Origin of the sequence: Alloiococcus sp. CFN-8, assembly GCF_049943125.1 — a bacterium.
Classification (GTDB): Bacteria; Bacillota; Clostridia; order Clostridiales; family Clostridiaceae; genus JAEXZL01.
Genome location: NZ_CP188040.1, coordinates 2774042 through 2797832 on the forward strand (window position 1 = coordinate 2774042; position 23791 = coordinate 2797832).

Consider the following 23791-nt stretch of genomic DNA (forward strand, 5'->3'; position numbering starts at 1 on the left):
ATGTGAATAGAGAAGAAATTATGAATATCATTCCTCATAGGGATAACATGCTTCTAATAGATGAGGCAGTGGTAGAGGATGGTATCGCTAGAGGAAGGGTTAAGATACGAGGAGATGAGTGGTTTTTGCAGGGACATTTCCCGGGGAATCCTGTGGTTCCAGGGGTTATTCTCTGTGAAATCCTAGCACAGTCCGCTTCTGTACTGATGCTTCAGGAGGATACGGAAAATTCTACGCCATATTTTACTGGTCTTGATAAGGTTAAGTTTAAAAATACTGTAAGACCTGGTGATCTCTTTGAAACAGAGTGCACCATATTAAAAAAAAGAGGGCAATTTTATTTTGCCAGTGGGAAAGGCTTTGTAGGGGAAAAGCTTTGTGTTGAATGTAACTTTTCCTTTGCAATAGTAAGAGGTTAAAAGTATGTTTTCAAAGATATTAATTGCTAATAGAGGAGAAATAGCCGTTAGAATCATCCGTGCCTGCAAGGAGATGGGGATATCCACCGTTGCTGTTTACTCTAAGGCAGATGCAGATTCCCTCCATGTTGCCCTAGCTGATGAGGCTCTGTGCATAGGAGAGGCTCCTGCCACTAAAAGCTACTTAAATCAGAAGAACATAATAAGTGCAGCCTTAGTTACTGGAGCACAGGCTATCTTTCCTGGCTATGGCTTCCTATCAGAAAATGCTGATTTTGCAGACCTATGCCAGAAGCATGGAATTGTTTTTATTGGTCCCAGCTCTGAGGTTATATCCAAGATGGGAAACAAGGATGCTGCCAGAAGCATAATGATAAAAGCAGGAGTACCTGTGATTCCCGGCAGTGATATTGTATCGAATATAGAGGAAGCTAGAAGTGAAGCGGAAAGAATAGGCTACCCCATCCTTATAAAGGCAAGAGCTGGCGGAGGGGGCAAAGGAATCCGCCTTGTTAAGGCTCCTGGTGAGCTTTCTAGTGCTTTTACCATGGCTTCAGAGGAAGCAAGAATGGCCTTTAGTGATGGTAATGTATATATAGAAAAATATCTCTCTCCTGTTAAGCATGTGGAGGTTCAGCTCCTGGCCGATGAAGGGGGAAATGTGATCTCTCTAGGAGAAAGGGAATGTTCTATTCAAAAAAACAATCAAAAGCTCATAGAAGAAGCACCATCGCCAGCGGTAACCAAAGAAGTACGAAAGGCTATTATGGAAGCTGCGGTGAAGGCTGCTAAGGCTGTAAATTATACCAGCGTAGGCACCGTGGAATTCCTCCTAGATAAGGATAATAATTTTTATTTCATGGAGATGAATACAAGGCTTCAGGTGGAGCATGGTATCACAGAACAGGTTACTGGAATAGACATTGTAAAGTGGCAGATAAGATTAGCAGCAGGGGTACTGATTAACTTTCAGCAGGAGGATATTAAGCTAGACGGCTATGCCATTGAATGTAGGATAAATGCTAGGGGAGGGGGAAGGGTGAAATTTCTTCATGTCCCTGGAGGACCCTGGGTTAGATTTGACACGGTGCTTTATCATGACTATCTGCTCCCTACCTTCTACGATTCAATGATTGGAAAGCTTATAGTTCATGCCAAGACCAGGGAAGAGGCTATTAGAAAGATGCATTCAGCTCTCTGTGAGCTGGTGGTTGATGGTATAGATAATAATATAGATAGCCAGATAGACACAATTAATACTAAGGAATTTAAGAGTGGTAATTACTATACTAATTTTCATATGAAGGGAAGTGACAGTGATGCTCCTTCGAGGGATATTTAAAAAGAATAAAAATGAGCTGGAAAAGGGAGGCCGCATTCCCAAGGTCATTTCTTCTGAGAGCTCAGAGCTTGCCCACACCTGTCCTAAATGCTCCAGCACCATGGCAGTCAGTGAGCTCTATGAAAATTTTAATATGTGTAAATGCGGCTGGCATTACCGCGTTAATGCACGCCAGAGGATAGATTATATTGCTGATAGGTCTTCCTTTAAGGAATTATTTGAAGAGCTGCAGTCAACTAATCCCCTGGATTTTCCTGACTATGAGAGTAAGCTTAAAAATGCTGCCTTGGCCTGCAGGGAAAAGGAAGCAGTGATATGCGGTACCTGCACTATTTCAGGGAATCCCTGTGCCATCTTTATCATGGAGCCCTTTTTTATGCTGGGAAGCATGGGCACCGTGGTAGGTGAAAAGATCACAAGAACCTTTGAATATGCAAAGGAAAGGAATTTACCGGTTATAGGCTATACCGTATCTGGTGGTGCCAGAATGCAGGAGGGTATATTATCTCTGATGCAGATGGCAAAAATCAGCGGTGCTGTGAAGCTCTTTAGCGATGCTGGAGGCTTATATATAGCAGTACTTACAGATCCAACTACCGGTGGAGTTACAGCAAGCTTTGCCATGGAGGGAGATATTATAATAGCTGAGCCCATGGCTACCGTAGGCTTTGCTGGAGCAAGGGTAATAGAGCAGGTAACGGGTAAAAGATTGCCTGAGGGCTTTCAAAAGTCAGAATTTCTCTTAGACCACGGCTTTGTAGATATGATAGTTCCAAGGAATAATCAAAAGGCTGCCCTTAAAAGGCTTTTAGCTCTTCACAAAAGGGGTGATAACTGATGAATACAGCCTATGAAAAGGTAAAGCTGGCAAGGTCAGCAGACCGAAAAACAGGAGTCAGCTATATAAAGGAAATCTTTCGTGATTTCATAGAGCTTCATGGAGACAGACGCTTTGCCGATGATCCAGCCATCGTTGGAGGAATAGCTACTTTAGAGAATATGCCTGTAACGGTTATAGCCATAGAAAAAGGAACTAACACCAAAGACAAGGTAAGAAGAAACTTTGGCTCAGCAAATCCAGAGGGCTATAGAAAGGCTCTTAGACTCATGAAGCAGGCAGAAAAGTTCAAAAGGCCTGTAATATGCTTTGTAGATACTGCCGGAGCCTTTTGCGGCATAGGAGCAGAGGAAAGAGGCCAGGGGCAGGCCATAGCAGAAAATCTCATGGAGATGATGACCCTAAAAACTCCTATAATTTCAGTGCTTATTGGAGAAGGAGGCAGCGGAGGAGCCCTAGCCCTAGCGGTGGCTGACCAGGTATGGATGCTCCAAAACACCATCTATTCAGTAATATCCCCAGAAGGCTGTGCAAGCATCCTGTGGAAGGATCCAAAGCTGGCACCAGAAGCCTCTGAAAGCCTGAGGCTTACAGCAGAGGATATGCTTAATCTTAATATAGTGGAAAAAGTAATTGGCGAAGATGGCAGGACCTTCAAGGAAATTACAAATTGTATTAAAGAGGATTTAATAGCAGAGATAGCTGATAAGAAGAAGCTTCCTATAGAGGAGCTTTTAGAAGATAGATATAAGAGGTACAGAGTATTTGGTGCTTGATAGAGCCTTAGCTATAGTTATGATTTGTTGGACTTATTTATATATTATAAATTGTGGTGAATTAATATTATAAACCTTGAGGAACAAAAGATAAAAATGCACATTGCTTTTTTAGATAGTTTAGGAGGATAGCCTATGGTAAAATAAAGCTATTATAGATTAAATAGATTTATTAAAGGAGCCTTCCTATGAATAACGAAACTCTAAAATATTATGATAATAATGCTGAGAGCTTCTCCAGCTCCACCTTTTCCGTGGACTTTCAAGAGGTTCAGGAGAAATTTATTAAGTATCTAAGCCCAGGAGCAAAAATATTAGATTTTGGCTGCGGCAGCGGAAGAGATACAAAATATTTTTTCAGTAAGGGCTTTGATATAGAGGCTGTGGATGGTTCTCCAGAGCTCTGCAGGGTAGCTTCTAAAAATACTGGCATCGAAGTAAAGCAGATGCTTTTTCAGGAGTTCTCTGCCAGGGAGGAATATGACGGTATATGGGCCTGTGCTTCAATACTTCATCTTCCCATGGAGGAGCTTAAAGCTGTTTTCCATAAGCTTTATGAAGCTTTAAAATCTGAAGGTATACTTTATGCTTCCTTTAAGTATGGAGATTTTGAAGGCCTCCGCAATGGAAGGTATTTTACTGATATTAATGAGGAAAGGCTACAGTCATTGCTTCAAGAGGTTAGAGGCTTTACTGTCATAGAAATTTGGATTAGTGAAGATGTAAGGATTGGCAGAGAAAATGAGAAGTGGCTCAACTGTATAGTTAAGAAGGCTTTGTAGGTCTTTAGTGAGCCATGGATTTCAAATAAATAAAGAGAAAAATTTCCGAAGATGTCTTAGGACTTCTTCGGAAATTTTTTTGTATAAGCTTAAAATAGTATAGTTCCTTGGATAGGCTATATTAGGGCCTCATGAAAGAATTCGTTACTAATAAAGACAGTTGTCCAAGGAGAATCCAAAGATTTTTGGAGTGTTGCTTATTTAAATGTAATTTACTTTATTAATCCTCTAACCAGCTCTCGCCAGTTGAATAATCAATAGTTACTCCAGGCTGAGCATTATAAACAAAAACATTAAAGGAAATTCCGTCACCATTGTCTTCTACGGAATAAGCCTCCATCTGAACCCCAGTAGCAACTAAGTTATTACCTTCATATATTGGAGTAATTCTATATAGAACATGATTATTAGTTTCTTTTATATAGTCTGCTACCATATTCTCGAAGGGCAGCATTCCATCAACATTCATATAGCGAGTTCCTGTAATAAGATTTTCTTTATTAGCATTCTCAGCAGTAAGCTGATATCCAATAAGGTGACATCTATTATAGAGATACTTTCCATCTACAATATCATATTTAACTGTCTGCCATCCTGTAGGTTTAACATGTCCAATATTGCCTCGCTCCTCAGTAGGCATTAGATCCGTTCCGATAGAAGCCATAGCAACTCCGCAACGGCCCAAGCTATCCAATTCACTATAATTTTCATAGGATGTAGTTGTATAATCTGAAGGTGAAAAATCAGGAATATTATTGTTTATTGCTATATATGGGGTTCCTGAAAACTCTGGAATATCCGAAACATCTATTACCGATTCTTGATTATTAGATCCATATACTTCTTCATCAACAGGTGTTTCATATCCTAAGATTTCTTCTAGTATTGTTGAAATTGTAGATGATATACCATTAGGATTTGAAGGATCATTATTTTCGAAGAGAATACCACCTACAAAAAGTAAAAGGGCTAAAATAATACCTATAATTTTAATGTTTTTATTGCTGGACTTCATCTTTGCCAAACCTCCTTACCAATACATTCATGTGATGTACCAACAAACTCTGTAATAGAAACTAATTGGAATCCATTTTCTTTTAAATTGCTATTAAAAAATAAATCACCAGGATATTTCCTGTTCCATCTGTAGATAGTAAATTGAGTTATATCCTTGTTGCTTATATCAATGATCTTATCTTCAATAAAACAGTGACTGAGACAATTCTCAGTGACTAAAGGATTATCAGTAATAACATAATTAATTGGAGACGATTTAAAAAGAATTTCGGAATAAGAGGATATGTATAAAATTTCTTCTCCTATCATTTTTGAAATATCTTCAATTACTTTACTATCTCTGCTTTGTCGTCGCTTGTTAAACATCATGCCATTAGAGTCATCAAGGCATATAATTACATTCAATAAACTCACCCCTTCATTATTCTTGTGTCTACAAATATTAGAAATTAAATTTAAGTAAAATTAATTTTTATATTTATTTTTCTAAATAATAAACACATTCTCTATTATTATAAATGAAATAAGAGAAAAGTTTCTTATTATATAATGAAATATGTATAAAATTTAGATAAAGAAAGAGGTGGATATAACTAATATTTACATTTTCTTTTGATTTCGTATAATATATAAGTAGAGAGAATATTTACGGAAAAGATTAATATTATTTATTGCTTCAATAGACAATAACAATAAAAATAAGGCTGGAATGATAGGAAGCATCTCATCATTCCAGCTTTTTAATTTACTTAAGTCTCATTTCATTAAAAAATCACAAATCTATCAAGAGAAATTAAGCTTTTAATTAAAAAATATAAGTATAAAGATAAGCTTTCAAAACAGAAAATAAAATAATTTAATAGGTGATGAAATTTGAGAAAGATAAAGAGTATCAATATATCAAGATATACAGCACTGATAATTCTACTTTTCATAATTTTCGCTGCCATTTTGTTCAGGCTTATAGATTTGCAGGTTATCAATCAGGAGGAATATGCCAGAAGAGCAGCTAATGCATCTACAAGATTAATTGCTACTCAAGCTCCAAGAGGTAAGATTACTGATTCTAACGGGATTGTGTTAGCAGACAGCAAAAACTCCTATTCTGTAGTTTATCTGGAAGCAGAGGATAGTAGTGAAGAGCTTTATAGCACACTAAGAGAGCTTTTTTCGCTTTTTAAGGAGCTGGATATAGCTATTGAAGATGGCTTTGAATTGAAGATAGATCCTCAGGGAAGCTTCTATATGGATTATGGTACTGAGGATGAGGCTACTATTAAAGCCATGGATTTGAGATGGAAGCAGGATAGAAATCTAGACTATTCTTTAGGACAGGAGCTAGAAGGCTTTAAGGATTTAGATAAGGATAATGAAGAGGAATTGAACATTTATGAAGAAACGATCCTTTCTGTTACTCCAGAGGAGATGTTTTATAGGCTTGTTAAGGAATATTCTATGTATAACCTTTTAAATCCCACGGAGGAAGAGGCAAAGGCCTATAGCTCCATGAGCGGAGAAGAGATAGCCAGGGCTTTACAGGAGAGCTACAGCCTTGAGGAAATAAGGAGCTTTATGGTAGTTTTAGATAAAATCAAGATGTCCAGCTATTCTAGCTTTAGTACCATTACCATAGCCTCAAATATTTCCGTGGAGAATGCTAATATACTAATGCAGAAGGAAAATGTACTTTCTGGAATAAACATAGAAATTGAGCCCGTAAGATATTATCCCTATGGCTCCTTAGGCTCCACGGTGCTAGGTTATATGTCCTATATCAGCTCTAATAATCAAGAAAAATATCAGGAGCTGGGTTATGATGTGTCCTCGGACAAGATTGGAGTCAGCGGAATAGAAGGAGCCTTTGAAAAGTATCTTGTGGGGAGCAAAAGGGAGACGATAGTTTCTGTAGATACCTATGGAAATATAAAGGAGGAGCTAGAGAGCAACGAAGCGGTGCCGGGAAATAACCTGAAGCTAACCATAGATTCCTCACTACAATATACCGCTGAAAGAGCCCTTGAAGAAACTCTCCAAGAGCTGCAGAGGAATAGATTAACTGCAGGTAGCATAACAAGTAATGCCACAAGAGGTGCTGTGGTGGTTCAGGAGGTGAATACGGGGAAGGTATTAGCCATGGCAAGCTATCCCTATTTTGATCCCAATAATATATCAGAGGATATTTTAGCCCCTGATTATGAAGCCTTTGCAGAGGAATACATAAAATCTACAGGAACAAGCCTCACCCCTGAGGATCTATTTTCTGAGGACTACACCAGAGATAATTACGATATATATCCCAAGGCATTGTATAACTATGCTACACAAGGTTCAGTCCCTACAGGTTCAACCTATAAATTTGTAACAGCAATGGCAGCTCTTGAGGAAGGTGTTGTTGACCCGAAGGAGCAAATTCTAGATCAGGGAGTATTCAATAAATATAAAGAGGTTGAGAATTATACAGGAATGTGCGGTATTTATGAAACCTATGGAACTACTCATGGTCATGAGGATATGACTCAGGCCTTTAAGGATTCCTGTAACTATTATTTTTATGAGCTGGCCTACAGATTATATAAGAATTCAGGAATCGATACTCTCCCAGAATATGCCTGGAAGCTGGGACTGGGTTATAATCCTGAAACCAATGAAAGAAGCAGTACTGGCATTGAAATAGAAGAAACCACCTCTGGTCAGGTTTATAGCAGCAATGCCTACACTAATCTAGTAGCTACCTTATCAAAATATGATATAGTAGACATGCTAGAGGCTGGAGAATATACCTATGCTCCTTCTCTGGGAGAAAAGCATAGGGGCTTTAATATAGGAGTAAGTAGCAATGACCATGAGGAATTAGCAAAAGCAAAGCAGGCTGTGAAGGATTATGTTTCAGAAGCTCTTAAGAAGCTCTGGGAGGTTGAAAATATAAATGATTTTTATGATGAAGTATACACAGAAGCTATAAATTTATTAAAGAACCTAGTTGAGACTTATGAAGAAGAGGAAAGAGTAAAATATACAGAAGCTGATTTTGAAAATGCGGCGAAGAATATAGCAAGATATGTAGCTTTTGATAGGTCAGGAGATGTTACCTCTGTGGGTAATCTGCTGAACAGCTCCATAGGACTTGGTATGAATAATCTCACTCCCCTTCAGCTGTGCAGTGCTCTCTCCACGGTGCTTAATGGAGGAACAAGGTACAAGTCCTATCTGGTTAATGAAATTACAGACTTAGATGGAAATGTTATCGAAGAATACAATCCTGTAATACTTAATGAATTAAACTTAAAGGAAGGCACCGTTGAAGCCATTAAAGAGGGAATGGCAGCGGTAACAGCATCTAACTCAACCTTTGCTAATTTCCCAATCTCAACAGGAGGAAAAACCGGTACAGCTATTTATAGCAATAATCAAAAGGATATTGGCAGATCCTCCTATGCAGTGTTTGAGGCCTTCGCACCTTATGATAATCCTGAAATAGCCATAACCGTTGTCCTTTATGATGGAGGTGGCGGAAGCAATGCAGCCCCTGTAGCAAGAGCTATCTTTGAAACCTATTTTAGAGATGAGCTTACAGAAAGCTATCCTAATTATAAATCAAGTACTACAGATTATTCTTTGAAGCCTGAAATTGATAATATTGATTAAAAGAATATAGGAAATCCAGAGAATCCTTCGATTAGGGAGTGATTCTCTGGATTTTTATTTTATATAAATATATTAAGCTATTGGTAACTTAATACTTATCTGTGGCAACTTAGAATAAAGCTACTTGTAGGAAATATTTACCTTTGATATCCTTGAATTAGTAAGAAAATGGCGGTGAGGGGATGAAAATCACAATTAAAACCGATGAGAATATAAAAGACACAGAGGTACAGATTACCTGTAATTCTTTGACACCAGAAATAGAAAAGCTTATATCTCTAATGAGAATGATGGAGCTACAGCTAACAGGTCTTAGAAATGGAGAAACCTATATTATTGATATAGGAAGGGTCCTCTATATTGATACGGTGGACAAGAAAACCTTTATTTACACACTGGAGAAAGAGTATGAATCAAAGCTAAAGCTCTATGAGCTGGAGGAGCAGCTAGTAAAGGTAGGCTTTTTTCGAGGGAGCAAGTCCTCCATTATCAATTTTAAACACATTGTCTCCTTAAAGAGCGATATAGACAGGCGGCTTCGGGTAACCCTGAGCAATGGTGAACAGCTGATAGTTTCTAGGCAGTATGCAGAGCAGGTAAAAGAGAGATTGGGGGTTAGATAAATGGAAGAGAAAAAAAGTATTCTAGATTATCTAGGGCAGGTATTCTCCATATTTGGTTTAATAATGCTTGCAATGATCATCTTTGCAAAGATCTTCGGAGATGGTGCAGCAGAGATATCAACTATGTTTCATTTAGGAAGTAGGGGATTACCCCTCAGCATCATGGTTCAGTTTTTGGGAATTTCAGCCCTTACGGTGGCTTATAATTATATTTTTTTAACTGATACAATTATAAAAAAGTTATCTGTTACCATAAGGTATATTTTTATGCTTTTATCTATAGCTGCTACTATCATGGCTTTCATCATAAGCTTTGAGTGGTTTCCTATAGATTATTGGCAGCCATGGCTGATGTTTATTTTAGGCTTTGCCCTTAGCTTTGGAAGCAGCGTTCTTATTATGACCTATAAGGAAAGATATGAAAATAAAAAAATGCAGGAAGGCCTTGATAGATTAAAGGAGAAGCTCAAGGAGGAGCAGGATGAATTATAGTATTGAGATAAATGACCTTACAAAGATTTTCAATATAGCTCCAGTGTTAAATAAGGTTAGCTTAAAAATATCAGAGGGTGAGAATTTTGGCCTCTTAGGACCCTCGGGAGCAGGAAAAACCACCTTGATAAAAATACTCATAGGACAGCTTAGGCAGACAGAGGGGGAGGCGCTTTTACTAGGAAAGGATACAAGAGAGCTGACTCAGGATATATATTTAAGACTGGGTATGGTTCTGGATAACAGCGGTTTATATGAAAGGCTAAGCTGCTATGATAATTTAGTTTTGTTTACTGAAATATATGGGGTGTCCAAGAGTGTTATTGACAGTGTGCTCAAGAAGGTTGGCCTCCTGGAAGCAAAAAAGCTAGCAGTGCATAAGCTGTCAAAGGGGATGAAGCAGAGGTTAGTACTGGCTAGAGCTATTTTAAATTCTCCTAAGGTTCTCTTCCTTGACGAGCCCACCAGTGGCTTAGATCCAGGAACAGCAGGGGAAATCCACAGACTGATCCTAGAGGAGAAAATGAAGGGGACTACAGTATTTCTCACCACCCACAACATGGAGGAGGCCTCAAAGCTCTGTGACAATATTGCTCTTCTCCATGAAGGGAGGATTGTGGAATATGGAAAGCCTGAGGAAATCTGCAGAAGATACAATCATCAGAATAAGCTACAGCTATTTTTAAAAAATGGAGAGACTGTCTTCCTAAAAAATGATGAGAATGTCCCTAAGGCCATAGAGCCTTATTTTAAAGAAAACCTCGTGGAAGCTATCCACTCCACAGAGCCCAGCCTTGAAACAGTATTTATGGAACTGACAGGAAGGAGCTTTCAATAGTATGAGTATAAGGAAGATATCAGCAATCTTTAAGAAGCAGATAAAGGATACCTTTAAGAACAAGGGAGTGCTAGTACAATTTATCATGTTTCCCTTAATGGCTGTGATAATGGAGGGAACTATAAAAATAGAGAATATGCCTAAAGGGTATTTTGTCCTTCTCTTTGCCACCATGTTTATTGGCATGTCACCCCTTATCAGCATGGCAGCTATCATCTCCGAGGAGAAGGAAAAGAACACCTTACCCATGCTCATGATGTCCAATGTTAAAGCTAGTGAATATCTAATAGGAGTAGGTAGCTATTTATATCTCATCTGCAGCATAGGAACCTGCATCTTTGGAGTTGTTGGAGGCTACAAGGACGCCGATTTCGCAAGGTTTTTTGGGATAATGTCTGTAGGAATATTAATAGCCATAGCTATAGGAGCAGTAATAGGACTATTATGCAAAAATCAGATGGCAGAGACCTCTATCTCAGTTCCAGTGATGATTATATTCTCCTTCCTGCCCATGATTTCTATGTTTAATGAAACTATAGGCAAGGTATCAAGGTTCACCTATTCCCAGCAGATTAACAACCTAATTAGCTCCATAAGGGGAGAGGCTGTAGGTATTGAAAGTATTATAATACTAGGGATAAATCTTGTGGTGGTAGTTGGACTTTTTGGTGTGGCTTATAGGAGGAGGGAGATAGGGTAGTAGTTTTTTATAAGTGAAGCTTTAGAGGGGAATTATTAAAGAGGGCTGAAGTGAGCCCTCTTTGTATTTCTATGGCTATTGTTTATAGGGAGGTATTACTTTCTACCAATAATCAGCCCATGATTACTTGCTCCTAAAATGCTTTTTTCTCTACAAACAGCGTAGTGATAGTCGCACCAAATCTTATATTCCTCATCATTCATACTGTTAACCTTATCTCTTAAAAGTGGAGAAATTCCATCAGCAGCCAGATGGTCTACAATTTTGATATTGAACTTATTAAAGTCATTTTCAATCTCATCTGGGCTATAGTAATAGGAGTCTGTCCAAAAGCAGTCAGGATCTTCATGATTAATTACACCAGTATCAATTAATTTTTTCCCGAAGCTCATGTTAAGATACTTTTTATCACTGGAAGCAATATGAGGGAACATATAGAATCTGCTTATATATGACACTGCCAGCAAACCACCCTTTTTTAGAACACGAATACATTCAGCTAGGCATTTTTCCCGTAAGACTCTGTCAGTTAAATGATAAAGAGGGCCCATGCACAATACTACATCGAAGGTTTCATCATCAAATAGGCTTAAGTCCGTTGCATCGTTCACCAAGGCATCCATGTGGTAGCCTTTATTCTTTAATTCCTGATTAATGATATTTATATGCCGTGGAGTTATATCTAGGGCTGTAACCTCGTAGCCCATATCACCATAGTAAAAGGAATAGATGCCTGTGCCAGCACCACAATCTAATAGCTTACCACTAGCAGGAAAAACCTCATTAAAGGCTCTTACGGTAGTAATAAATTCTACTTGTCTAGACTTATTGGTTGTAAGCCTATCTTCTTCTTTATAATTTTCATAGCTTTCTACAACATAATTCATATCCCAATCCCCCAGTAGTATTTTTATAAATTCTCTTTGCTGCAATACTTTTAAAGACAATTACAGCCTTTATATATGATGGATTTATATAATTAGTGCTGTGATAAATGGTAATTAGATAATTAGTTGCAATAGTATAATGATGCTTTCAAAAGGCATTACGGCTTGATTAACATAATATGGTAATTAGAAAATTGTATCATAGATAATATGAGATTTACAATAAATAAAATAATTTTACTGAAGCTATATTCTAAGTATTTGTAATATTTAGAATATATATTGACAAGCTGTTGATGATATTATAAAATTAAATATGCTTCAAGGATAGACAATAGAATATCGCCAAGGTTGGCATATGGAACTCATGATTTAGAGCTAGCTCTATAACTATGTCCATATGTTATTTTTTTGCCCTATGGACTCAAGGCTAGACTGATAAATCAGTGAGTTTAAAGGAGGAAGATATTATGTTTATCGCTGAAGAAAAGAAAAAGCTAAAGAAGCAGTACACTCTGGAGTATGCATTTTATATGATATTATCCAGCTACTTCAAGGAGGTGGTGGTAAAAACCACCTTTACAGAAGCACAGCTTGCCCTCTATTACAGGGAGCTTCCCAAGGAAAAGCAGTATATCCTTGAGGATAGGTGGATCCTAAAGCTAGAAGAAGAGGTGTTAAAAGAGCTGCCAGAGGATATAGAAGGACTCAAAGCTGAAATCTTCATCTTCACTACTAAAGACAGAGAAAGCCACACCATGAGAATAAGCCTCGGTTGGATAGCTTATGATATTAGGGTTTCAGAGGAATATAACAAGGTGAAAAAGAAGCTGGAGCTAAAGACAAGCATTAGTAGAAGAACAGTATTAAATGAATAATATAGAATAAATATACTAATTAAGATTCTGGAGAGGACATGGGCTTCTTCAGAATTTTTATTTCAGGCATATTAGTTTGGTGGTACAATATTTATAGGGTCTTTATTTACAGGAGAAAGATAAGAATTGATTACATATGATAAGTAACAGCTTAGTTAATGATAATTGGATATTCAAATAGAATAGAAATAATATATAAGGTAGACTGGTGGGGAAGACAAATGGAATGGATTAATGCTTTTGGAATTATAATTGTTGTGTTAATACTGATACCTAATATAATCTATGCCTTTAAATTTAAAGGGGTAGAAAACAAATGTAAAAATAAGATAATGAACTTCTTCGAACAGCTTGGACGCTATGGCTCAATGTTTTTTATGGCTTTTAATATAGGTATACTGGAGTATGGTTTTAAATTAAAAGTAGCTTTCCTTCTATGGATTTTTATAATGATTGTGCTAATTATAGCTTATTGGATTGGATGGCTGCTGTATTTCAAGAGACCCAGTCCTTTCTGTGCTCTTACCTTAGCTATTATCCCTAGTGCAATTTTTGTACTCAGCGGTATATTATCAAGAGATTATCTGCTGCTGATATTTGGGCTGATCTTTTGTATAGGACATGTGTATGTTAGTTACGTAAATTATAAGGGATAATCACAAAGGATATTAATAAAATTGTGAAGCTATCAGGGGATTAGGACTATTTTAAAATAATACTTGCTTAATATTTGTTTTGATGGTATAATAAGTTATTGCTTAAATAAAATGAATTTTTGAACAACGTCTTTTTGTTAGTACTGTATCACGTGCTGCTTCATCAAAGAAATTTTGTTTTATTGGTTAGGATTGTTTAAGAAAAATAAAATTTTGGAGGTACACGTATATGAACGGTACAGTAAAATGGTTTAACGGAGACAAGGGCTACGGCTTTATTACAGGAGAAGATGGAAAGGATGCATTTGCACACTTTTCACAGATTCAAGGAACTGGATTCAAGTCATTAGATGAGAATCAAAAGGTTACTTATGATGTAGCTAATGGTCAAAGAGGACTTCAAGCTGAGAACATAGTTCCTGTAAGATAATATAGTATATAATAAGCTCCTTAGGGTATATCCCTGAGGAGCTTTTTGCGCGTTCTAGACATGGAGAGAATTTATTTTTAATATGTGTAACCTAACGGCTTTTTATTTTCATATATACTTAGTAACGAATAAGCTACCTCGTTACTATTTAATATATACTCTATAAAGAATAATCGGAGGTCGTTATTGTATGGAATGTTTAGAGGCAAGAATAAGGTCTTTGAATCTGGAGGTTATTGATCTTCAGCATCAGTTTAATGAGCTTATGGATAATGATTTCTTTAATTTTGACCAAGCTGTTGAAGAGAAGGTAGATATGCTACTCAAGGAAATCAATGAAAGGGTAATAGAAATCTACCAGTGCTTCTATGAGCTTCATGATAAGCTGGGAGGAAGCCTTCAAGGTACCTTAGATATTATATGGGATTACGGTAGTGAAGAAATCTATGCCATGGATGATATGGAGCTGGATATTGAGGATTTATTAATTGAGGATGATAATATTTAAAGGAGGCTTTGCTATGATAGAAAAACATTTATCTAGATATAATCACTATATTAGCTAAAGGAGCATGGAAATATATAAGCTGGGAGACCGTTATGCCATAGCTTCTGAGAATGAAGAGCTCTTCTGTGATGAATTTGTAAAGGATAACGATCTTTCCCTAAAGGAATACCAGGGCATATTAAGAGTTTTTGGAGCAGTAACGGAGGAGCAGATATTCTTCAATCCTTGGGACTTGTGCCTGGAGGTCAGGAATCTAAGCTACTTTACCACCTTAGAGGATTGTAAGGAAGCTATTGATTATTTAAATAATAGGGTAACAAGAAGCTGGATTGTATATTGCTATTCCCTGATGGATGAGTTAGAGAAACTTATCAGTATCAGCCAGATCTTCTCATTTCTAAAGAACCCCTCTCCCTACAGGGCACATTATAGGTGTGCACAGGAGACGGTGAAGATATATGGTGAGAATATCAGTGGAAGTCACTTTACCTTTTATCGTGGCAGCAATATTTTAGCTGACTTTGTTTTCGCTGAGGAAAAAGGAGTTTATTTAATAGACTGCAGTAAGGAGGATATCTGGGATGCTTTAAAAGAATGCAAGCCAGTGAATGAGGATTGTATAAATAGATTTTAATGTAAGTGATTTGTGGTAAGTGGTACAATATTTATATAAGCTTCGATAGATAATAAGAATAGCAGTTAATAATTAGCTTAAGGGTGATTGATAATGAATGAAGAGTTTTTTAATGGAACAATGATAAAATCTATAGATCTTTTACCTAAGGATGGGAGAGCTGAAGCTGGATACTTAGAAGCAATGCTTGATAACTTTGCTGCTAGCTATAAGCTTTTTTGGTTTAAAGGGATTTTTACAGAGGTGCTTAAGGGTAACAGAACTCTTTCTTATAAGAGAATAGTAGCTAGGATGATAGCCTCGGCCTGGTATCCTATTGTTTTTTATAATTTATACTTCGGTCATTCAGATAATCTAGCCGATGTCATAAGCTATACTCATAACGTTCTCAAGGTGGAAAGAGAGATAGATGAAGAAAAGCTTGTAGAGTTTATTTGTGAATGTGAGGATAAGGAGCTTAATAAAAAGATTAATACCTTTACAAACTTTGTTCCATATAGGCTTATAAGACCTTTTTATCAAAGAGATATAGAAGAGGAAAAGAAAAATGACACAAGGTTTAATGATGGTAAGATTAATAAAATAATTGAACAGAATAATCAAGGAGATGAGAACGCTTTCTACACTTTAGATAGAGTCAATAAGAGACTAGTAGTATCAAAAAAGTGGAGTGAATACCTAATCAAAAATGCAGCTATCATCGAAGGATGGATGAACTATAAGCTCATTGGATTTATTCAAAGTAAAAATCCCAATGTTCCAGCTATACCCTATAAAATATTTCCTCCAAGAAAGAGGGATTTATCTAGTGCTACTAAATATTGGACCAGAGTAAGGGGAGTTGTGACTCTTAGAGATTTATATACAGACCTAGAATTCACAGGGGATAATCTAGAGCGATATGGAAGTATAAGCATAGATCATTTTATACCCTGGAGTTTTGTACTCCACGATGAGCTCTGGAATCTATATCCTGCCTTTAAGAATATAAATAGTATGAAGGGTAACAAGCTTCCCGATGTTAAGAAGTATTTAGATAGCTTCTGCCAGTATCATTATCGGTCCTTCATTGCAGCAAAGGAAACAAAGGATATTAAGAAAAAGACAATAGAGGATTATCTCACTGTAAGGAAGGATATCTTTAATATAGGGAGTGATGATAGAGGACAGGATGCTTTCATTACTTCTATGAAGCAAACTATAGAACCTCTGTATCAGATTGCCAGTAATCAGGGGTATGGGGTGTGGTGGTATAGATAAATGAAACTAATCTCTTTAGAATAATAATGGTTTTACTACATTTAATAAAACTTATAATTCTAATAAGCTTGGACAATTGTAATGATGTGTGAATAGATTTTTTTGGGATAGTTATGAGCCTATAAGAATATCATGAAATAGACTTGCATATTTATATTAAATAAATATGGTTAGAGTGATGGTGATTATGATTATAATTCTATTGAAATATAATATAGGTTTATTCTTTATTTAATAAGTTAATAGATTGCTTAAATATAATTCTAGAAACTTGTTAATGTTATCTTTTTTATTCTAGTTATTTGCATATATTTATAAAAATTCAAAATATTTCTAATTAATTGTTTACACCATACACAATATACTGTATAATATATAATAGGAGGGGAAAAAAATGGTTGATTTGGTTGGAATAGCTGAAATTGCAAAGATGTTTGATGTTAGTTCTGCTGCTGTTACAAATTGGAGAAGTCGATCAGATGATTTCCCTAAACCTGTAGCAATGTTAAAATCTGGCCCTGTGTTTAAATCTGAGCAAGTAAAAAAATGGTACAGGAGGAAAAACAAAATGACATCAACAGTAATTTCTTCTATTAATCTTAAAGGAGGCGTGGCCAAGACTACGACGACAGTTGGTCTTGCACAGGCTCTATCGGGAGTATTCGATAAGAAGGTTCTGGTTATTGACTTAGATCCGCAGACAAATGCAACTACAATGCTTATCGGTGAGGATAAGTGGTTCACGCTTAATCAAGAAGGGTATACACTCGCTACATTATTTGAGGATGCAATAAGTGATAGTAGCAATTTTAATCTATCAAAAACTCTTCAAAAATCTGTGGGGAATGTAGGAGAAGTTAAATCGGTAGATTTATTGCCTTCTAGTTTAAATTTAATTGACTTACAGGATCGTTTGATAACAATGCCTGCTGGAAAATATCAAACGCGCATTCCAGTTAATATTCTTCGTCGAGGAATTAAGGATATAATTGATGATTATGACTATGTTTTGATTGACTGCCCGCCAAATCTAGGGAACATTACTCTCAATGGGCTTCGTATCTCTGATGGTTACATTATTCCTACGATACCAGATGTAATGTCGACATACGGTATTCCGCAGATTGTTACTCGTGTGTCAGAATTTTCAGAAGAGATTGAAAATGACATTGTTCCTATTGGTATTGTAGCTACAAAGGTGCGAGGTCAAGCTGCCATTCATAGTAGGACAATGAATAAAATGCGTACCGATTCATGTAAACCAATGGGCAAATCTAATCTTCTTTATCCTCCAGTTTTCGAGGCGTACTTTTCAGAGAGTGCTAAAATTGCAGAAGCTGCAGAATATCAAGAATACAGTACACTTAAGCAGAAATGGGGATATCAAGGTCAATACGATTCTTTCGTAAAGTTTACTAAAGAATTCATGAGGATAATATAGGGGGTATAACGTTTGGACAAAAAGACAGTTCTTTCACTTTGGAAAAAAGTCGCAGGAATCATAACAGATGAGATTACTACTAATGATGAGTTTTCAAATCGCATGGGTTTAGTATTTGAAGATTACTTAGCTAAGATGAACTCAGTTAATTATGAAACTGTCAATACTAAATCCAAAAGGGGGAATAGGCGCAATCCCGCTAAAGTTAATCCATTTGATTTGCTTGAACAAGGAGTCGAGGTTTTAAAAGCTGGACTTGATCCATTGGATATAGAAGAGCTAAAAGATATTATTGCAGAAAATGGTATGGATACAGCGAAGTTAGCAATGAAATGGAAAAATCGAAGTAGACTGATAAACCACATAATTGATACTACACAGCGCAGATATTTACGAGGAGAAGCCTTTTGGAATGCTGGTGTAGAGAAATCTTCTGATAATGAATAATTATTGTAATGACATATAAAGTATTTAAGATAGGCACTCTTCGTTCTACTTCGTAGGGTGCCTTATTTTTGTGATATCGGAATAAGTGTAATATATTTGGTGAAAGTACCTAATGAAAGTAATATCGAACTCGTAGAAAAAAGTAATGGTGTTTACTGTAAATTAGGATATGAATAAGGTCACATTTAAACAAAAATCTGACCGATTAAGCAATATTATCAATATGTATATGTAATTAAATTCTAATATAATTCAAATACTTATAATCCAGAGGTATACAGTGTAAACATAGCAGATATAATGAATAACTGTAAATGGGCATCTACTAGATAATAGATGAAAACCTTAATGAATGGATATGTCATATAACATTCTAATTGGTAATTATACTTACAATAATTGTGATAGTGTTTGAATATAGCTTTAATCATATTTGTGTTATATCGATTAATTGAGCAGAATTAAAAATGTTAAACGAAAAATGTTATGTAAATAATTTACATTGTATAGTATAATAATTATAAACAGATTTTAAGGAAGTGTTTATATGAAAATGTTACTTGGTAAACTTTTCACAAAGTATTACGACGCTGGTAACAAAGAAATAATAAATATAGGATACAATCCAGAAGACTATACTGATTATTATTCATTTGTCAAAACTCAACATGTGCTAGGATATCGTCAAGTAATTTTAACTTCTGAGATAATGATTGAATTAGTAAAGTATTATTTCCTAGAAAGAAAATTTAAGGTTGTAAGTATAGATTTGATGGAAGAAGACTCTCATTTGTCAAGTGATCTGGAATATATTATTGAAAAGACAACCTGTGATAGGGCTTATTTTGCTAATCTAATAAAGCATCTAGATTTTATATCAGAAAAATCCTCTATAGATATAAAGAAAATAGAATTAGCTGGCAAGGAGAATAATAACTACATTAAAACCTTTTTTCAAGTAAATGGAATTGTTGGGGTTAGCAGAGATGAATATAATAACGAGTTAAGTAAAATTTCACCTAAGATTAAAAGGTGGATTTATTAATGATAATATTTATAAAGAAATTCATTAATGTATTTAAGCATATTGCTTCTGTAATTTTAGCAATAATACTATTAAATTTCTTTAATCTGTTTAATTATGCGAGTTTCATACCAAAGAGTATACGTTTTGAGACAGGATTAACAGCATATGTAACTGTATTAGAATCTATTTTTACTATTACTATAGATAAAATAAGTAATAAACTTTTGACAGAAATTCACTGCATTTTTTATGGCTATGGAAATGAAAAAGATATTAGCAATACTCCTGATGTTTATTTCAATAATGAGCTGGGGATATGCGAAATAAGATTAAATCTAGAGGCCAAGGGGAGTGCCAGGATTCTTAGTCAAAATCAAATAAAAATATCTTTCCCTGATTGGGTTGATATTCAATCAGGGCATAAGAATAGTGTCTTATCTATTGGTAATAATCACGACTGCATAGTTTCTATAGAAAAGTTATTACCATATAAATCCAATAGAGAAGAAAAAATAAGCACTGATATTAAAATAGCTTTAATAAAATCAGAAGTAGATGAAGATCGTGTTATTAATGTACAAGCTGAATTGGTTACTAAAAAAGGGATTATAGGTAAGGTAATGTGTAAGTATACAAGTAATTCTTTTAGACTTATTAATAGATTAGGAGGCTCCTAGGATGGCTACAACCAGGTGGACTGATAATGTTTTACAAGAAATAGATGATTCTATAAATAAAATGTTGAGTTATAACAGTTCTGGTTCCAATGATAATGATAAAATAGAATATATAAATTGGAATCTCACAAAGCAATTAGATGAAAATGAAAAATTAAATTTCAACAATCGAGATATTGAATTTAATTATATATCTTTTTCATATGATAAAGTTACTCCAGGCGATCAACCACTTGAGGACAGAATAACAAATCATAAAGGATTTATAATTGTATACTCAAATGGCGTTAATATTAATTATATTATAAATCAAAAATCTAGCGCTTTACTAATACTAAGAAAATTACTAGGATATAATGGAAGAAGTGAAATTACAAGCAATTGTTTTTTGATTGAAAGTGATTTGTTTATTTGGCTGATCAGTAAAGTATACGATTTAGAGAATGTTTTAGGTGGTGAAGATTCAGAAGAGGAATATGAGAATATTATTATAGATGCAATAAAAGGTTTTAAGGGAGATACTGATGATTTACTAACCAAGGTTACTGCTGATGGTGAAAGTGTAATGAACATAATAAGTACTCTATCATTCCTTCTTGAAAGTAGAAATTTGAAACAAATTCGCTTAGATATGAAATATAAGAATCATAATAACGTTGAATTAACTCTTGATTCAAAGGGTACAATAACTACTTCTACATCTGGCTATGTAGGGGAATTTGAGGAATGTGGAAATAGATATAGTAGTATATCCAAAATATATTTACTAATTTATTTAGAAATCGTGCCTAGAATTATGCAGCTATTTAGAGATGAAAAAGAAAACGATATTTGGAATGAACAAGCAAATGTTAATTTTTTGAAAAAAGTTGCAAGTGATTTGACTGAAAAGGTAGATTCAAAAATTAATAGTTTAATTTCTAGTGTTACATAGTCATGCATTAGCAAAGTACTTTCTAAGAAAGTATCAATAAAACTGATATATCTTATAATTTTTTAGAATATAAGTAATCACTCAAGTTATCCAAAACTTAGAGATTTATTCATTGCATAAAAAAGACAAAAGGGGTATTTTATGGTGATATGGATCCTGTGATCTTTTTATGAAAATAATTTGTTAAAGGTACGGTTTACGATAAAACTGTTGCAATAAGACCCATGGACTTATATCACGTTAACGATAAATTGGTCCTTTCTAATATTAGTTAATTCGTAAAAGACCATAGCATTAAAGCAAACTTTAAGTGGTTTTATAGCTGTTACTTTTTAACAATCTTCAAGAATATCAGCTGATTAAGGGAAAAAGGAAGTAAAAAAGATTAGACTTTTATCATACCAATAGCAACATACTTATTCTAGGATACTCTTAAATAATTGTAGGGATTAAGTTAATCGATTTAGAAACTTCTATACAACTGTATATTATTTAAGTGGATTCCGCTGCTTGCTGGATATCTATTATATGTAAGTTATACTTACTTACGTAGATGCTTTGAATTACTACTGTTGTTGCTTATTTCTACATAAAGATAAGTAGAAGAAGCTCATACTCATTAAGGAGAAATAACCGGAATTCTAGGATGCATCTAAGATGTGTGGGCTAGTTGGCGAGGTATATAGTTTTGTTGAAACTAGCTAAAGCTGGTCTTTTTTATTTTACAAGGCATATTTTTGATGAGAGCTTGCATTGCGATAGTACTTTCATTACTAAAATAGAAGGGCGTTGTACAGTTTACCTATTAGAAAATTGTTCTTTTCTTGATATTTAGTTTGAGAAAAATGTGTCAATGCTTATTGTTTTTAAATTATTAATATTATGTGATATAATGAAAAAAATAGGAGTATACGTAGATTTATAAATTGAGGTTATTGATATGGTTACAACTAAAAAGACTTTGGACATTGCATATTGATATTGGTATGAACAATAAAGTACTAGTGGAAACGCTAATATTAATATTTGTTCAAAAAAATCTATAAGGGAAAAAAGTTACGACATATATGTTGGAGAAGATATGTCAAACATTAGATTGTGGTATTTACGACATAATGGAAACTACGAGAGAAAAATAAAAGTGAAGGATGATCAGAAAATGAGCAATAAAATTCGAGTGCTTTATGATACATCAGCAATAGCAGATGTAAAAAGTACAGACGACGTAATATTTGGACTAGATGTGGAGAAATTTCTTGATTTATTACCTGAAGAACCTATATTTGACTTAGTAATAACATCTCCACCATATGATATTGGTAAAGAATATGAGAAGATAATGCCATTGGAAGAATATGTAGCTTGGCAAAAAAGGATTATTAATAAGATTTATGTTCGTTTGAAGGATACAGGAAGCATTTGTTGGCAGGTTGGAAATTATGTGAATAATGGTTCAATTATTCCTTTGGATATAGAACTTGCACCAATTTTTAAAGAGCTAAATATGCAATTGCGTAATAGAATTATTTGGCACTTTGGTCACGGTCTTCATTCAAAGAAGCGTTTTAGTGGACGTTATGAAGTAATTATGTGGTACACCAAATCGGATGACTATGTCTTCAATCTTGATCCAGTTAGAGTACCAGCTAAATATCCAGGTAAAAAGTACTTTAAAGGTCCAAATAAGGGAAAACTTTCTGGTAATCCTTTAGGAAAGAACCCAGAAGATGTGTGGGAGATTCCAAACGTTAAGAGCAATCATGTTGAAAAAACAATTCATCCTTGCCAATTTCCGGTTGGATTGATTGAAAGATTAATTTTATCAATGACAAATGCTGGTGGATTAGTATTCGATCCGTTTTGTGGTGTTGCATCGGCGGGAGTTGCATCATTGATTCATAAGAGACATTTTTGGGGATGCGAAGTAATGAAGGAATACATTGATGTAGGTAAGGAACGATTAGAAGAATCTATAGATGGCACAGTTCAATATCGTCCATTCGATAAGCCGTTATATGATCATACTCAGAGTAAACTTTCGAAAGTTCCAGATGAATGGATAAAAGAGGAGTAAGTACTATGAATACTATTGTTGAAAGTCACGCAAATGGAATAAAAGTAGTACCGAACGATATAATCAATGAAATCTGTGATGTGTTTTCTACAGTGGAATTTAGTTTGAAAAAGTATGTGATAAATGATTTGAGAGCAGCGATACCAATAAAATTAAAACAGCTAGGCTGGTCGGATAATGTAGTGCTTGATAGGAATTCCAAGATAAATATTACTTCTATCCGAGATAATATCGGTTTGTGCATGCAAACTGGTAATGTGAGCAGAATATATGCGGATTTATTAAAACTTCAAACGTTATTTCTCAGAGGAACGATAAAAGCTGGAATAGTTATTATACCTACTTTAAGAGCGGCAAAATCGTTCGGAGGTAATGTGGCTTCTCTAGAACGTTTGCTAAGAGAATTGCCAATTTTTAAACAGGTAATAACAATGCCAATTGTTATTATAGGATTTTATGAGTAGGA

The 23791-nt window shown here is 35.1% G+C and carries 26 protein-coding genes and 1 pseudogene; 24 read left to right on the forward strand and 3 right to left on the reverse strand.

All coding sequences use genetic code 11. From position 1 onward, the window contains the following. Nucleotides 1-2 precede the first annotated feature (2 nt). The 5 genes from ACPWSR_RS12995 to ACPWSR_RS13015 all read left to right on the forward strand — a co-directional run bounded on the left by ACPWSR_RS12995 (nucleotide 3) and on the right by ACPWSR_RS13015 (nucleotide 4157). On the forward strand, nucleotides 3-419 hold the full coding sequence (locus ACPWSR_RS12995) for a 3-hydroxyacyl-ACP dehydratase FabZ family protein (protein WP_426348659.1): 417 nt from the start codon (nucleotides 3-5) through the stop codon (nucleotides 417-419). 4 nt (nucleotides 420-423) lie between these two features. Next, a complete protein-coding gene (gene accC, locus ACPWSR_RS13000) occupies nucleotides 424-1761 on the forward strand; it encodes an acetyl-CoA carboxylase biotin carboxylase subunit (RefSeq protein ID WP_426348660.1) in 1338 nt (445 codons plus the stop codon). Beyond that, nucleotides 1739-2599: an acetyl-CoA carboxylase, carboxyltransferase subunit beta gene (gene accD, locus ACPWSR_RS13005; protein WP_426351385.1), complete on the forward strand. Its 861-nt coding sequence runs from the start codon at nucleotides 1739-1741 to the stop codon at nucleotides 2597-2599. The genes accC and accD overlap by 23 nt, the downstream gene beginning before the upstream one ends. After that, the gene (locus ACPWSR_RS13010; RefSeq protein ID WP_426348661.1) at nucleotides 2599-3375 is read left to right on the forward strand and encodes an acetyl-CoA carboxylase carboxyltransferase subunit alpha; all 777 of its coding nucleotides are present in this window, start codon (nucleotides 2599-2601) and stop codon (nucleotides 3373-3375) included. The genes accD and ACPWSR_RS13010 overlap by 1 nt, the downstream gene beginning before the upstream one ends. A 188-nt stretch (nucleotides 3376-3563) precedes the next feature. Next, nucleotides 3564-4157, forward strand: coding sequence for a class I SAM-dependent DNA methyltransferase (locus ACPWSR_RS13015; protein WP_426348662.1), 594 nt, complete (start codon nucleotides 3564-3566; stop codon nucleotides 4155-4157). A gap of 220 nt (nucleotides 4158-4377) precedes the next feature. On the opposite strand, the gene ACPWSR_RS13020 is transcribed toward ACPWSR_RS13015, so the two are convergent. Both ACPWSR_RS13020 and ACPWSR_RS13025 read right to left on the reverse strand, forming a co-directional pair. After that, on the reverse strand, nucleotides 4378-5172 hold the full coding sequence (locus ACPWSR_RS13020; protein ID WP_426351386.1) for a DNA/RNA non-specific endonuclease: 795 nt from the start codon (nucleotides 5170-5172) through the stop codon (nucleotides 4378-4380). Next, nucleotides 5169-5579, reverse strand: a complete 411-nt coding sequence (locus tag ACPWSR_RS13025) for a hypothetical protein (RefSeq protein WP_426348663.1) — start codon at nucleotides 5577-5579, stop codon at nucleotides 5169-5171. Before ACPWSR_RS13025 ends, ACPWSR_RS13020 begins: the two co-directional genes overlap by 4 nt. Before the next feature lie 468 nt (nucleotides 5580-6047). Here ACPWSR_RS13025 and ACPWSR_RS13030 point away from each other — a divergent pair, with 468 nt between their 5' ends. The 5 genes from ACPWSR_RS13030 to ACPWSR_RS13050 all read left to right on the forward strand — a co-directional run bounded on the left by ACPWSR_RS13030 (nucleotide 6048) and on the right by ACPWSR_RS13050 (nucleotide 11472). Continuing rightward, on the forward strand, nucleotides 6048-8819 hold the full coding sequence (locus ACPWSR_RS13030) for a penicillin-binding transpeptidase domain-containing protein (protein ID WP_426348664.1): 2772 nt from the start codon (nucleotides 6048-6050) through the stop codon (nucleotides 8817-8819). A 182-nt stretch (nucleotides 8820-9001) separates the two neighbouring features. After that, nucleotides 9002-9442: a LytTR family DNA-binding domain-containing protein gene (locus ACPWSR_RS13035; protein ID WP_426348665.1), complete on the forward strand. Its 441-nt coding sequence runs from the start codon at nucleotides 9002-9004 to the stop codon at nucleotides 9440-9442. Further along, a complete protein-coding gene (locus ACPWSR_RS13040; RefSeq protein WP_426348666.1) occupies nucleotides 9443-9934 on the forward strand; it encodes a hypothetical protein in 492 nt (163 codons plus the stop codon). Further along, complete coding sequence (locus ACPWSR_RS13045; RefSeq protein WP_426348667.1) at nucleotides 9924-10772, forward strand: ABC transporter ATP-binding protein; 849 nt, start codon at nucleotides 9924-9926, stop codon at nucleotides 10770-10772. The genes ACPWSR_RS13040 and ACPWSR_RS13045 overlap by 11 nt, the downstream gene beginning before the upstream one ends. Nucleotide 10773: 1 nt before the next feature. After that, complete coding sequence (locus tag ACPWSR_RS13050) at nucleotides 10774-11472, forward strand: ABC transporter permease (RefSeq protein WP_426348668.1); 699 nt, start codon at nucleotides 10774-10776, stop codon at nucleotides 11470-11472. A 95-nt stretch (nucleotides 11473-11567) separates the two neighbouring features. On the opposite strand, the gene ACPWSR_RS13055 is transcribed toward ACPWSR_RS13050, so the two are convergent. Next, nucleotides 11568-12359 carry a class I SAM-dependent methyltransferase gene (locus tag ACPWSR_RS13055; protein ID WP_426348669.1) on the reverse strand — a complete coding sequence of 264 codons (792 nt, stop codon included), beginning with the start codon at nucleotides 12357-12359 and terminating at the stop codon, nucleotides 11568-11570. A 470-nt stretch (nucleotides 12360-12829) separates the two neighbouring features. Between ACPWSR_RS13055 and ACPWSR_RS13060 the strand changes: the two genes are divergently transcribed. The 14 genes and pseudogenes from ACPWSR_RS13060 (at nucleotide 12830) to ACPWSR_RS13125 (ending at nucleotide 23789) form a co-directional block, all read left to right on the forward strand. Further along, nucleotides 12830-13237, forward strand: coding sequence for a hypothetical protein (locus ACPWSR_RS13060; protein WP_426348670.1), 408 nt, complete (start codon nucleotides 12830-12832; stop codon nucleotides 13235-13237). Nucleotides 13238-13458: 221 nt separating this feature from the next. Then, a complete protein-coding gene (locus ACPWSR_RS13065; protein ID WP_426348671.1) occupies nucleotides 13459-13893 on the forward strand; it encodes a hypothetical protein in 435 nt (144 codons plus the stop codon). 229 nt (nucleotides 13894-14122) lie between these two features. Further along, nucleotides 14123-14323 (forward strand): cold-shock protein, encoded by a 201-nt coding sequence (locus tag ACPWSR_RS13070; RefSeq protein WP_426348672.1) that lies wholly within the window; start codon nucleotides 14123-14125, stop codon nucleotides 14321-14323. Between the two features lie 190 nt (nucleotides 14324-14513). Beyond that, complete coding sequence (locus ACPWSR_RS13075; protein ID WP_426348673.1) at nucleotides 14514-14831, forward strand: hypothetical protein; 318 nt, start codon at nucleotides 14514-14516, stop codon at nucleotides 14829-14831. A 64-nt stretch (nucleotides 14832-14895) separates the two neighbouring features. Next, nucleotides 14896-15465, forward strand: coding sequence for a hypothetical protein (locus ACPWSR_RS13080; RefSeq protein ID WP_426348674.1), 570 nt, complete (start codon nucleotides 14896-14898; stop codon nucleotides 15463-15465). Between the two features lie 93 nt (nucleotides 15466-15558). Further along, the gene (locus tag ACPWSR_RS13085; RefSeq protein WP_426348675.1) at nucleotides 15559-16725 is read left to right on the forward strand and encodes an HNH endonuclease domain-containing protein; all 1167 of its coding nucleotides are present in this window, start codon (nucleotides 15559-15561) and stop codon (nucleotides 16723-16725) included. 394 nt (nucleotides 16726-17119) lie between these two features. Next, complete coding sequence (locus tag ACPWSR_RS13090; RefSeq protein WP_426348676.1) at nucleotides 17120-18166, forward strand: AAA family ATPase; 1047 nt, start codon at nucleotides 17120-17122, stop codon at nucleotides 18164-18166. 12 nt (nucleotides 18167-18178) lie between these two features. After that, complete coding sequence (locus ACPWSR_RS13095; protein WP_426348677.1) at nucleotides 18179-18613, forward strand: hypothetical protein; 435 nt, start codon at nucleotides 18179-18181, stop codon at nucleotides 18611-18613. Between the two features lie 547 nt (nucleotides 18614-19160). Beyond that, nucleotides 19161-19658, forward strand: a complete 498-nt coding sequence (locus ACPWSR_RS13100) for a hypothetical protein (protein WP_426348678.1) — start codon at nucleotides 19161-19163, stop codon at nucleotides 19656-19658. Then, on the forward strand, nucleotides 19658-20317 hold the full coding sequence (locus tag ACPWSR_RS13105) for a hypothetical protein (RefSeq protein ID WP_426348679.1): 660 nt from the start codon (nucleotides 19658-19660) through the stop codon (nucleotides 20315-20317). The genes ACPWSR_RS13100 and ACPWSR_RS13105 overlap by 1 nt, the downstream gene beginning before the upstream one ends. A gap of 1 nt (nucleotide 20318) precedes the next feature. After that, on the forward strand, nucleotides 20319-21251 hold the full coding sequence (locus tag ACPWSR_RS13110) for a hypothetical protein (protein WP_426348680.1): 933 nt from the start codon (nucleotides 20319-20321) through the stop codon (nucleotides 21249-21251). 1061 nt (nucleotides 21252-22312) lie between these two features. Continuing rightward, nucleotides 22313-22390: pseudogene (locus ACPWSR_RS13115) on the forward strand (hypothetical protein); the annotation flags it as partial. 20 nt (nucleotides 22391-22410) lie between these two features. Beyond that, complete coding sequence (locus tag ACPWSR_RS13120) at nucleotides 22411-23325, forward strand: DNA-methyltransferase (RefSeq protein WP_426348681.1); 915 nt, start codon at nucleotides 22411-22413, stop codon at nucleotides 23323-23325. Between the two features lie 5 nt (nucleotides 23326-23330). Then, nucleotides 23331-23789 carry a BglII/BstYI family type II restriction endonuclease gene (locus tag ACPWSR_RS13125; RefSeq protein WP_426348682.1) on the forward strand — a complete coding sequence of 153 codons (459 nt, stop codon included), beginning with the start codon at nucleotides 23331-23333 and terminating at the stop codon, nucleotides 23787-23789. Nucleotides 23790-23791: the final 2 nt, after the last annotated feature.

Excerpts from the sequence above, each read along its gene's own strand:
- accC (WP_426348660.1), top strand. The coding sequence starts at position 424 with ATGTTTTCAAAGATATTAATTGCTAATAGAGGAGAAATAGCCGTTAGA.
- accD (WP_426351385.1), top strand. The coding sequence starts at position 1,739 with ATGCTCCTTCGAGGGATATTTAAAAAGAATAAAAATGAGCTGGAAAAG.
- ACPWSR_RS13010 (WP_426348661.1), top strand. The coding sequence starts at position 2,599 with ATGAATACAGCCTATGAAAAGGTAAAGCTGGCAAGGTCAGCAGACCGA.
- ACPWSR_RS13015 (WP_426348662.1), top strand. The coding sequence starts at position 3,564 with ATGAATAACGAAACTCTAAAATATTATGATAATAATGCTGAGAGCTTC.
- ACPWSR_RS13020 (WP_426351386.1), bottom strand. The coding sequence starts at position 5,172 with ATGAAGTCCAGCAATAAAAACATTAAAATTATAGGTATTATTTTAGCC.
- ACPWSR_RS13035 (WP_426348665.1), top strand. The coding sequence starts at position 9,002 with ATGAAAATCACAATTAAAACCGATGAGAATATAAAAGACACAGAGGTA.
- ACPWSR_RS13040 (WP_426348666.1), top strand. The coding sequence starts at position 9,443 with ATGGAAGAGAAAAAAAGTATTCTAGATTATCTAGGGCAGGTATTCTCC.
- ACPWSR_RS13045 (WP_426348667.1), top strand. The coding sequence starts at position 9,924 with ATGAATTATAGTATTGAGATAAATGACCTTACAAAGATTTTCAATATA.
- ACPWSR_RS13050 (WP_426348668.1), top strand. The coding sequence starts at position 10,774 with ATGAGTATAAGGAAGATATCAGCAATCTTTAAGAAGCAGATAAAGGAT.
- ACPWSR_RS13055 (WP_426348669.1), bottom strand. The coding sequence starts at position 12,359 with ATGAATTATGTTGTAGAAAGCTATGAAAATTATAAAGAAGAAGATAGG.
- ACPWSR_RS13060 (WP_426348670.1), top strand. The coding sequence starts at position 12,830 with ATGTTTATCGCTGAAGAAAAGAAAAAGCTAAAGAAGCAGTACACTCTG.
- ACPWSR_RS13065 (WP_426348671.1), top strand. The coding sequence starts at position 13,459 with ATGGAATGGATTAATGCTTTTGGAATTATAATTGTTGTGTTAATACTG.
- ACPWSR_RS13070 (WP_426348672.1), top strand. The coding sequence starts at position 14,123 with ATGAACGGTACAGTAAAATGGTTTAACGGAGACAAGGGCTACGGCTTT.
- ACPWSR_RS13075 (WP_426348673.1), top strand. The coding sequence starts at position 14,514 with ATGGAATGTTTAGAGGCAAGAATAAGGTCTTTGAATCTGGAGGTTATT.
- ACPWSR_RS13080 (WP_426348674.1), top strand. The coding sequence starts at position 14,896 with ATGGAAATATATAAGCTGGGAGACCGTTATGCCATAGCTTCTGAGAAT.
- ACPWSR_RS13085 (WP_426348675.1), top strand. The coding sequence starts at position 15,559 with ATGAATGAAGAGTTTTTTAATGGAACAATGATAAAATCTATAGATCTT.
- ACPWSR_RS13090 (WP_426348676.1), top strand. The coding sequence starts at position 17,120 with ATGGTTGATTTGGTTGGAATAGCTGAAATTGCAAAGATGTTTGATGTT.
- ACPWSR_RS13100 (WP_426348678.1), top strand. The coding sequence starts at position 19,161 with ATGAAAATGTTACTTGGTAAACTTTTCACAAAGTATTACGACGCTGGT.
- ACPWSR_RS13105 (WP_426348679.1), top strand. The coding sequence starts at position 19,658 with ATGATAATATTTATAAAGAAATTCATTAATGTATTTAAGCATATTGCT.
- ACPWSR_RS13110 (WP_426348680.1), top strand. The coding sequence starts at position 20,319 with ATGGCTACAACCAGGTGGACTGATAATGTTTTACAAGAAATAGATGAT.
- ACPWSR_RS13120 (WP_426348681.1), top strand. The coding sequence starts at position 22,411 with ATGAGCAATAAAATTCGAGTGCTTTATGATACATCAGCAATAGCAGAT.
- ACPWSR_RS13125 (WP_426348682.1), top strand. The coding sequence starts at position 23,331 with ATGAATACTATTGTTGAAAGTCACGCAAATGGAATAAAAGTAGTACCG.